Below are 8,307 nucleotides of genomic sequence, written 5' to 3' on the forward strand. Positions count from 1 at the left end.
GTCCCCCTCGCTCGGAGGTCCGGATGCGACCGACCCCACTCGTCCTCGCGCTCGTCTCGCTCGGCCTGACGGCCTGCCCGGGCGCGGCGCACCGGCCCGCGCCGGAGCCCGAGGGCGAGGCGCCTCCGACCGCCGCGGTCTACGGACCGGCCGAGCTCGCCCCCCGCGGGATGGGCGGTGTGGCCGAGCCGCCCCCGGCACCTCCGGCACTTTCCTCCCCGGCGGCCCGCTGCCCGGAGGGCTTCGCGCCGCTGGGCGCGGTCTGCCACCCGGCCGCTCCGGCCCTGGTCGAGTCGCGCAGCGCCTGCGAGCGGGAGGGCGGGGCGGCCTGCGAGGCCCACGCCGGGGCGGTCCTGGAGGTGCTGGAGGTGGCCCACGAGCGCTACGAGGCGATCGCCCTCGGTGGGGGGGAGGGGCGAGAGGCCACCCGTCTGCTGGCCCGTCAGCTGAAGCAGAAGCTCGACGGAGCCGAGCGCCTCGGCGCGGCCTACGAGGGCGTGATCGCGCTCCCCGCGGGGCCCTGGCGTCACCACGCCCAGGTGCAGGAGGGTGCCCTCTGGGAGCACCTCGCCGAGGGCCTCACGACGATCCCGGCCCCGGCCCCGCTCACCCCCGAGCAGCAGTCGATCTTCCAGGCGGCGCTGGAGGAGAAGGCCGCGCCGGTGCGCGAGAAGGCCCGCGATCTCTACGTGCAGGCGGTGACCGGCGCCGCGGGCCTGGGCCTCGAGGACGAGCTGATCCGCTGGGCGCAGGCGCGCCTGCGGGCGATCGACGGATCAGGCGCGCCGGCGGGTGAGGCCGAGCAGGAGTAGCAGACCGAGGGCCACCGGGGCGCCGCTCCGCCGGCTGCTCGAGCAGCCGCAGCCCTTCTCGTCGCCGCTCCCTCCACCGCCGCCGTCGCTGACGCTCCCACCGTCGGTGCCGCCGTCCTCGCCCGTGCCGCCGTCGGGCGTCACCGGATCGCAGGCGTCGCCCGCGCCGTCGCCGTCGCTGTCCGCCTGATCGGGGTTGGGATCCGAGGGGCAGTTGTCGGTGCAGTCCGGGGCGAAGCCCGGCGGGGGCGTGGCGCTGCAGAAGGTCGAGGGCTCGGCCGGGTGGCCGTGACCGTCGCCGTCTCCGTCGAAGCAGTAGACCTGGGCCTCGCTCACGGTGGCGTCGACGTCGTCGCAGTCGGAGGCCGCCTCCACTCCGTCCCCGTCGACGTCCGGATCGCAGACGTCACCCAGGCCGTCGAGGTCGAGATCCTCCTGCCCGGGGTTGCTGGCCGCCGGGCAGTTGTCGTCGCCGTTCGTCACCCAGCCCATGGGCGGGCTGCCGCAGTAGGCGGTGGGCGCGCCCGGCTCGCCGTGGCCGTCGGCGTCCGCGTCGGGCCAGTGATCGACGCCCGCCTGGACCGAGGCGTCGAGATCGTCGCAGTCGCCGGTGGCGTCCACACCGTCGCCGTCGGCGTCGGCGTCGCAGGCGTCGCCCTCGCCGTCGCCGTCGAGGTTCGTCTGGAGGGGGTTGGGGGCGGCCGGGCAGTTGTCGAGCGGGTTGATCACTCCGTCGCCGTCCAGATCCCCCAGGGGGCCGTCGTCGTTGAGGGGGTCGAGGTAGTCGATCAGGCCGTCACCGTCTGCGTCGTCGTTGGTCGGGTCGCCGTCGCCGTCGTAGTCCTCGTCCGCAGTGGGGATCCCGTCGCCGTCGTCGTCGGGATCGAGGGCGTCGATGAGGGCGTCGCCGTCGCTGTTCGGGGTGGCTGTCCCCCCGAGGGTCTCCACGAAGTCACCCACGCTGTCGCCGTCGCTGTCGCCGAGGGAGGGGTCGGTGCCCAGGGTGCAGCGCTCGAGGTGGTCGGGGAGGCCGTCGCCGTCGCTCTCGACGCTCGCGCCGATGACCTCCACCGTCCGGACGCTCGAGTAGTCGGCGTCCTCCCAGGTGAAGGTGTCGAGGAAGTTCATGTCTCCCTTGCCCCCGCCGGTCGTGGGCTGGGTGTAGAAGTTGCCCCAAGCCCTCGCGTTCCCCGCGCTGGTGGTGGTGTGGGGCACCGCGGGCTGCGAGGGATCGCCCGAGCTGACGCCGGTGGGACCGGAGGTCTCGGCGCTCACCAGGCCGTTGGGCATCGTGGTTGCGCTCGACTGGACCAGCGCGTCGTTCCAGTACATCGAGGTGGGCCAGGCCGCGCCGTTGGCGTCGAGGCGGAAGATCCGCAGGCCCTCGTAGCAGGTCTCCATGTCCCCCGCCGCGTAGTGCAGCTCGCCCACCGTGAGCATCACCTGGCAGTCGTGGAGACCGTCGGCCACGTCGTTGCCGGCGTTGTCCCGGCCGTCCCAGGTGAAGCTGTTGCTGCCCGGGCTGACCTGGCCCACCCGGTGGAGGTCCGCCAGGCTGGAGAGGTCGAAGACCCCGTCGTCGTTCAGGTCACAGATCAGGTGGTAGGTGCCGGTGACGTTCGCCTCGAAGCCGAAGAGCGCGTCGTGGATCCCGGGGGTCACCAGGTCGCAGAGCGCGCCGGTGCTGGCGAAGCTCTCGGCGGTGAGCACGGGGGTCACGCTGGTGTGCGAGGCGATCGCCGGCGGGTTGAGGTAGATCGGGTACTCCGCGGGGAGGGTGTAGCCGAGCTGCGGCACGCTCACGCCCGGGTGGAGGCCGTTGCCCAGGACGCCGGCGCGGTTGGCGACGATCATGTAGATGTAGCCGGCCATGCCGTCGAGGCGCAGCTCGTAGACGAGGGTGTCGCTGGCCGAGCCCGCCGGGACCAGGGCGAAGACGCTGTAGTTCGCCGCCTCGGAGGGGGAGAAGCCTCCGGCGTTGAGCTGCCAGACCGTGGACCAGAGCCTCCCGAGGTGGAGGGCGCCGGTGCCGCTGTCCCGGACCGCCACGTCCCAGGGGACATAGGTGAAGGGAGGCTGCCCGGTCGCCGAGTAGAACTGATCCTCGGCGAGGGTGATCCGGTAGGCGCCGTTCTGCCCCGCCACCGGCGTGATGATCTCTCCCGAGGCGAAGGTCCCGAGCAGGGTGGCGTTGGGAGCGCGCACGTCGATGGACCCCCGGCCGTTCCAGACGATCACCTCCGTGCTCGCGTCGAGGATGTCCACGGCGAGCGTCACGTAGCGGTAGAGCCCCTGCGGAGCGGGCTGATCGGTCTGCGCGGAGCCCTCGGCCCGGGCCGGGGAGGAGGGGAGGGCGAGGGCGGAGAGCGCGAGCAGGAGCGCGAGCTTGCGAAGGTTCTTCATCACGAGACCCACCGGCATTTCCCCCCCAGCAGGCGGCCATTCTATCCTCACCGGGGAGGCGCCAGCGATGAGATTCCCCGAGTACGAGCAGCACGACGCCACCGGCCTGGCCGGGTTGATCCGTGACGGTGAGGTCAGCGCCGAGGAGGTGCTCGAGGCCGCGCTCGAGCGCCACCAGGCCCTGCACCCCCGGCTCAACGCCCTGATCTCCGACCTCTCCGCCCGCGCCCGTCAGCAGGCGAGGGGAGGCCTGCCCGAGGGCCCCTTCCGGGGGGTGCCCTTCCTCTTCAAGGATCTCCTGGCCTGGGAGGGTCACCCGATGACCTTCTGCGCCAACCTCCTGCGCGACAACGTGGCCCGGGAGACCCACCCGGTGGTCGAGAGGATGCTGGCCGCCGGCCTCAACGTCTTCGGCCGCACGAACTCCTCGGAGATGGGCCTCCTGCCCACCACCGAGCCGGCCCTCTTCGGCGCGACCCGCAACCCCTGGGATCTCGATCGCTCGCCGGGGGGCTCGAGCGGGGGCTCGGCCGCCGCGGTCGCCTCCGGGATCGTGCCGGCCGCGCACGCCAACGACGGGGGCGGGTCGATCCGGATCCCCGCCTCGGCCTGCGGCCTCTTCGGCCTCAAGCCCAGCCGGGGGCGGCACTCGACCACCACCCTCGATCCGCCGGACGGGCACGTGGTGGAGGGCGCGGTCACCCGCAGCGTCCGCGACAGCGCCGCGCTCCTCGATCTGATCCACGGCAACCGGCCCGGGGATCGCTTCTGGTGTCCGCCGCCGCAGGGGACCTTCCTCTCGGCGGTCGAGCGCGAGCCGCGCCGCCTGCGCATCGCCTTCAGCGACACCGACTTCCTCGGCCAGCGCGCCCACCCCGACTGCCGGGCGGCGGTGGAGGACGCCGCCCGCCTCTGCGAGAGCCTGGGCCACGAGGTGGTCGAGGCGCGCCCCGCGGTGGACGGCGAGGCCTACAACGAGGCCTTCGAGGTCCTCTGGAGCGCCGGGCCCGGGCTGATCATGCGCACCGCCCCGATCGAGGCGAAGAAGGCGGGCGCGCCGGAGCCCCTCCTGCGCCTCCTGAAGAACCGCCGCGTGCTGGGCGGCGCGCTGCGGGCCTTCACCCTGAAGACCGGCAAGCCGCCCCTCGAGCCCTTCACCCTGCGCCTGGCCCGCCTCGACGAGGTCTTCGGTCCCGGCTCGGTCTGGCTCGCCTACCAGACCTTCGAGGCCGCGCACCGGGTGATCGCGGGCTTCCTGCAGGAGTACGACCTCACCCTCACCCCCACCCTGGGGGAGCCGCCCTGGCCCACCGGTCACTTCGACCAGACGGGGAGCATCGAGGAGATGAAGGCGACCCTCCTGCGCTACGTCGGCTACACCCCCTTCGCCAACACCGGGGGCTTCCCGGCGATGAGCGTGCCCCTCTTCTGGAGCGAGGCGGGCCTGCCCATCGGCGTGCACTTCATGGGGCGCTTCGGGGAGGAGGAGCTCCTCTACTCCCTGGCCGGTCAGCTCGAGCGGGCTCGACCCTGGTTCGATCGGCGGCCTCCGACCCGGGCCTAGCTCCCGGGCGCTCTCTCCTCCTTCTTGGAGGGGAAGAGGCGGGAGAGGGCGCGGGCCAGGAAGGGGGTCGCCATCCCCACCGGCGCGCCGAGGCCCACCGCGAGGCCGGGATCGCCGAACTTGCCGTGGGCCGCCGAGGCGAGGACCACGCCGATGACGAGCTTCACCACGTCCTCGATGAAGCTCTCGCCCATGATCGAGACCACGCCGGTCATCACGAGGGCGAAGACGACCCCGCCGGCGAGGTGCCAGGGGGTGACGCCCTCCGCGCCGATCAGCCCGAAGGCCCAGGCCGCCCCGAGCTGGAGCCCGGCCATCACCGCCAGGAAGCCCAGCAGCCCGAGGCAGCCCAGGGCGAAGTCCTTCGCGGGAAATGGTTCGTCGGTCGCCATCGCGGCCAGCCTACCAGTGAGTAGATTTTGCTTGCAAAACCTACCGACCGGTAGATTACTGTCTCCCGTGGCCCGGCCCCGACTCGATCCCGATGGACCCTCGACCTCCGAGCGCCTGCTGGGCGCCGCGGAGAAGGCCTTCGCCCGCTTCGGCTTCGTCGAGACCCGCCTCGAGGACATCGCTCGCCGGGTGGGCATCACCCGCCCCTCGCTCCTCTACCACTTCGAGACCAAGGAGCGGCTCTACTCCGAGGTGGTCCGCCGCGCGGCGGTGCGCCTGCGGGTGGTGATGGAGGAGGCCATCGACGAGGGGGGCACCTTCGAGGAGCTCCTCGACCGCCTCTTCGAGCGCTACGTGCACTTCCTGGAGACCCACCCCGACCTCGCCCGGGTCCTCCTGCGCGAGGTGCTCGAGGGTCGAGCCTCGCGCACCCAGCTCCTCTCCCGGGAGATCGTCCCGCTCCTCGACTGGGTCTCCGGCGTCCTGGAGGTGCGGGGCGAGGAGATCATCCCCCCGGATCTTCCGGTGCGCGCCGCCGTCCTCCAGGTCTGCACCGCCGCCCTCGTCCAGGCCACCTCCGGAAGCTTCCGTGAGGAGGTCTGGGGTACCTCCGATCACTCGGGACAGCTCGCTCGAATCCTCTTCCTGGGTCCCTGATAGCCGGTCGTCGTTCACAGGAGACTCAAATGCGCTTCGAGCAGCTCCCGGTCAGCGAGCGGGCCACCCGCATCAACCGCGGCCTCGAGGAGGCCACCAACCGCTTCCTGCGCACCTACGATCGGGTGCTGGGCCTCGCGCACCTCGGCGGCCGCAAGGCGCCCTACGACGACGAGCACTACGAGTTCGTCGGCGGGGCGAGCGACACGCTGCGGCGCAAGGTCTACGACAAGAGCCTGCGCCTGCTCTGGAAGGCCGAGAAGAACGCGCCCTACCTCTCCTTCAAGGACGCCAGCGAGGTCGAGAAGTCGCTCGTCGCCTCGGCCGAGAAGTCCCTCTCGAGGGAGGAGAGCGAGGTCCGCGCGCAGCTGACCCTCCCGGAGTTCAAGGCCCGCCTCGACGCCGAGTACACGCCCCGGCAGAAGCAGGCGATCGTGAACATCCTCACGCCCATCGGGCACGGCGAGGCCTACGCCTGGCTGGTGAGCGCCGAGCTGCTCGGCAGCGTGAAGAGCACCGGCGCCCGGGCGGCGCTGACCATGCAGGTCCTCGAGGAGGCCAAGCACTTCGTCGTGCTGCGCGAGCTCATCCAGGCCTTCGACGTGCCGGTGCCCCGCCAGAGCGCCTGGGAGTACCTCTTCCTGGAGCGGGTGCTGAAGGCCGACGGCCTGGAGAAGTTCTTCGGCATGAACATCCTGGTCGAGGGCATCGCGCTCTCCCTCTTCGGGGTGCTCGGTCACCTGCCCGGGCTCGAGATGCTCGCCCTCTTCCACCTCGACGAGGCTCGCCACACCGGCCTGCCCACCAACTACTTCTCCGAGTTCCCCATGGGCCCCTGGGAGAAGCACAACCCGCGGGCCCGGCTCGCCCGCCTGAACATGCTCCTGCCCGCGCTGGCGCTGATCCCCCACCTGGAGGAGGACTTCGCCGAGCTCGGCATCGACGCCCTCGAGTTCGGGGGCTCCACCCTGCGCAAGGTGGCCGCCCTGGTCGAGAAGAGCGGCTACCCGCTGCCGCTGCCGCGCCCGCTGCTGATGGGCGCCCTCAACGAGCTCTTCAACCTCTACGGACGAGCCACCCGCACGGGCCACCACCACGTCGACTACCTCGCCGCGGAGGTGACCCGCGATCCCGCTCAGCTCGAGGTCGAGCGGGAGCTCTTCGGGGCCGCCTGACCTAGGGGTTGGGGTTCGTGATCCGGACGGCGTAGGTGTTGGCGTCGTCCACCGCCAGCTTCAGCCAGTAGCCCTTCCGGGGGTGGAGCTTGCCGCAGAGGATGGGATCGGAGTCCCAGGTCTCCTGGAAGTAGTTGGCCCCGTCGTAGGCGTAGATCGAGGAGTAGATCCAGCCGGCGAGGACCGCGTTCTCCCAGGTGTTGACCGTCTCGCCGCCGCCGGGGTTCTGCACGATCTGGAGCGACGAGAGGAGCACCGCGTCGGGGTGGGGGTTCGCCAGGAGGTTCATGCCCTTCTGGAGGGGCACCTCGACGGTGCTGCCGTTGGTGGTCGGGGTGGAGTCGCCCGGTGGGGTGAGGTTCTCGCCGCCGGCCATGCCCAGCCAGTAGCCGTAGCCGTCGTGGACCTGCCCGGAGGGGCCGGTGTCCGAGTAGGCCCCCGACCAGTCACCGACGCCGCTCGAGACCCAGTACATGCAGGAGCTGACGCCGAAGACGCCGCTGCAGGTGTTGGTGGCGCCGAGGTTGTTCTCGTTGCCGCCGATGTTCCAGCCCGCGTGGACGGTGGACTGGGTCTTGTCGGTGTCGACCCCCAGGAGGCTGGCGACGGGGCCGACGTTCGAGAAGTCGTCCACCGCCCTCACCTGCACGTAGTAGCGGGTGTTCGAGTCGAGGCCCGTCAGGGTGATCGTCTCGGTGGCGGTGGCGGCCACGCTGGGGGTGTAGGCGTCGTCGAAGACGAGGGCGTCGGCCCAGTTGCCCGAGGAGATCGCCTCGTAGCCGTAGCGCACCATGTAGGCCGTGGGGTTGCCCGAGGTCCCGGTGCAGTCCTCGTAGGGGGCCACGAAGGCGATCGTGATCGTGGTGTCGGTCTGAGTGGTCACCCGCAGGTCGGCGGCGGCGCAGGGCGCGTCGGAGTCGACCAGGGAGGGCTGGTGGGGACCGGTCGCCACGCCCGCGGCCCAGTTGCCGTTGCTGTCCCGGCTGAAGACCTCGAACCAGTAGTCCTGGCCGTTGGTCAACCCGGTCGCGATCGTCGAGGTGCCGGCGCCCACGTACTGGATGGTGCTGGTGCCCAGGGTGTTGCCCTGCAGGTAGGTCGTGCCCTCGGCCGGCTGGTCGGCGATGGCGACGGTGTTGCGCAGGATCATCACCTCGGCGAGGTCGCCGTCGCCCGGGTTGCTCCAGTTCAGGGTGATCTGGGTGTTGGCCGGGGAGACGCCGCCCCAGGTCGCGTCACCCGGAGACTGGTTGTCGATGGTCAGGGTGTCCGAGCCGGTGTCGCTGCCGCTCACCGCGTTGCC

7 protein-coding genes are annotated in these 8,307 nt (G+C 71.7%); 4 read left to right on the forward strand and 3 right to left on the reverse strand.

Annotated elements, in window-relative coordinates; genetic code table 11:
- The first annotated feature begins 23 nt into the window (after positions 1-23).
- Positions 24-812 (forward strand): hypothetical protein, encoded by a 789-nt coding sequence (locus P1V51_23015; protein ID MDF1565925.1) that lies wholly within the window; start codon positions 24-26, stop codon positions 810-812.
- On the opposite strand, the gene P1V51_23020 is transcribed toward P1V51_23015, so the two are convergent.
- Positions 777-3,215 (reverse strand): thrombospondin type 3 repeat-containing protein, encoded by a 2,439-nt coding sequence (locus P1V51_23020; protein MDF1565926.1) that lies wholly within the window; start codon positions 3,213-3,215, stop codon positions 777-779. The two genes, P1V51_23015 and P1V51_23020, sit on opposite strands and share 36 nt — an antisense overlap.
- Positions 3,216-3,282: 67 nt before the next feature.
- Between P1V51_23020 and P1V51_23025 the strand changes: the two genes are divergently transcribed.
- Entirely contained in the window at positions 3,283-4,779 is a 1,497-nt protein-coding gene (locus tag P1V51_23025; protein ID MDF1565927.1) for an amidase family protein, read from the forward strand.
- Here the strand turns inward: P1V51_23025 and P1V51_23030 are convergent.
- A complete protein-coding gene (locus tag P1V51_23030; protein MDF1565928.1) occupies positions 4,776-5,171 on the reverse strand; it encodes a hypothetical protein in 396 nt (131 codons plus the stop codon). The two genes, P1V51_23025 and P1V51_23030, sit on opposite strands and share 4 nt — an antisense overlap.
- Before the next feature lie 67 nt (positions 5,172-5,238).
- Here P1V51_23030 and P1V51_23035 point away from each other — a divergent pair, with 67 nt between their 5' ends.
- A complete protein-coding gene (locus P1V51_23035; protein ID MDF1565929.1) occupies positions 5,239-5,829 on the forward strand; it encodes a TetR/AcrR family transcriptional regulator in 591 nt (196 codons plus the stop codon).
- 29 nt (positions 5,830-5,858) lie between these two features.
- Positions 5,859-7,004, forward strand: coding sequence for a hypothetical protein (locus tag P1V51_23040; GenBank protein MDF1565930.1), 1,146 nt, complete (start codon positions 5,859-5,861; stop codon positions 7,002-7,004).
- Between the two features lies 1 nt (position 7,005).
- On the opposite strand, the gene P1V51_23045 is transcribed toward P1V51_23040, so the two are convergent.
- The coding region (locus P1V51_23045; GenBank protein ID MDF1565931.1) for a hypothetical protein at positions 7,006-8,307 on the reverse strand (1,302 nt) is incomplete at its 5' end.

Source organism: Deltaproteobacteria bacterium, assembly GCA_029210625.1.
GTDB lineage: Bacteria > Myxococcota > Myxococcia > SLRQ01 > SLRQ01 > JARGFU01.

Excerpts from the sequence above, each read along its gene's own strand:
- P1V51_23015 (MDF1565925.1), top strand. The coding sequence starts at position 24 with ATGCGACCGACCCCACTCGTCCTCGCGCTCGTCTCGCTCGGCCTGACG.
- P1V51_23020 (MDF1565926.1), bottom strand. The coding sequence starts at position 3,215 with ATGAAGAACCTTCGCAAGCTCGCGCTCCTGCTCGCGCTCTCCGCCCTC.
- P1V51_23025 (MDF1565927.1), top strand. The coding sequence starts at position 3,283 with ATGAGATTCCCCGAGTACGAGCAGCACGACGCCACCGGCCTGGCCGGG.
- P1V51_23030 (MDF1565928.1), bottom strand. The coding sequence starts at position 5,171 with ATGGCGACCGACGAACCATTTCCCGCGAAGGACTTCGCCCTGGGCTGC.
- P1V51_23040 (MDF1565930.1), top strand. The coding sequence starts at position 5,859 with ATGCGCTTCGAGCAGCTCCCGGTCAGCGAGCGGGCCACCCGCATCAAC.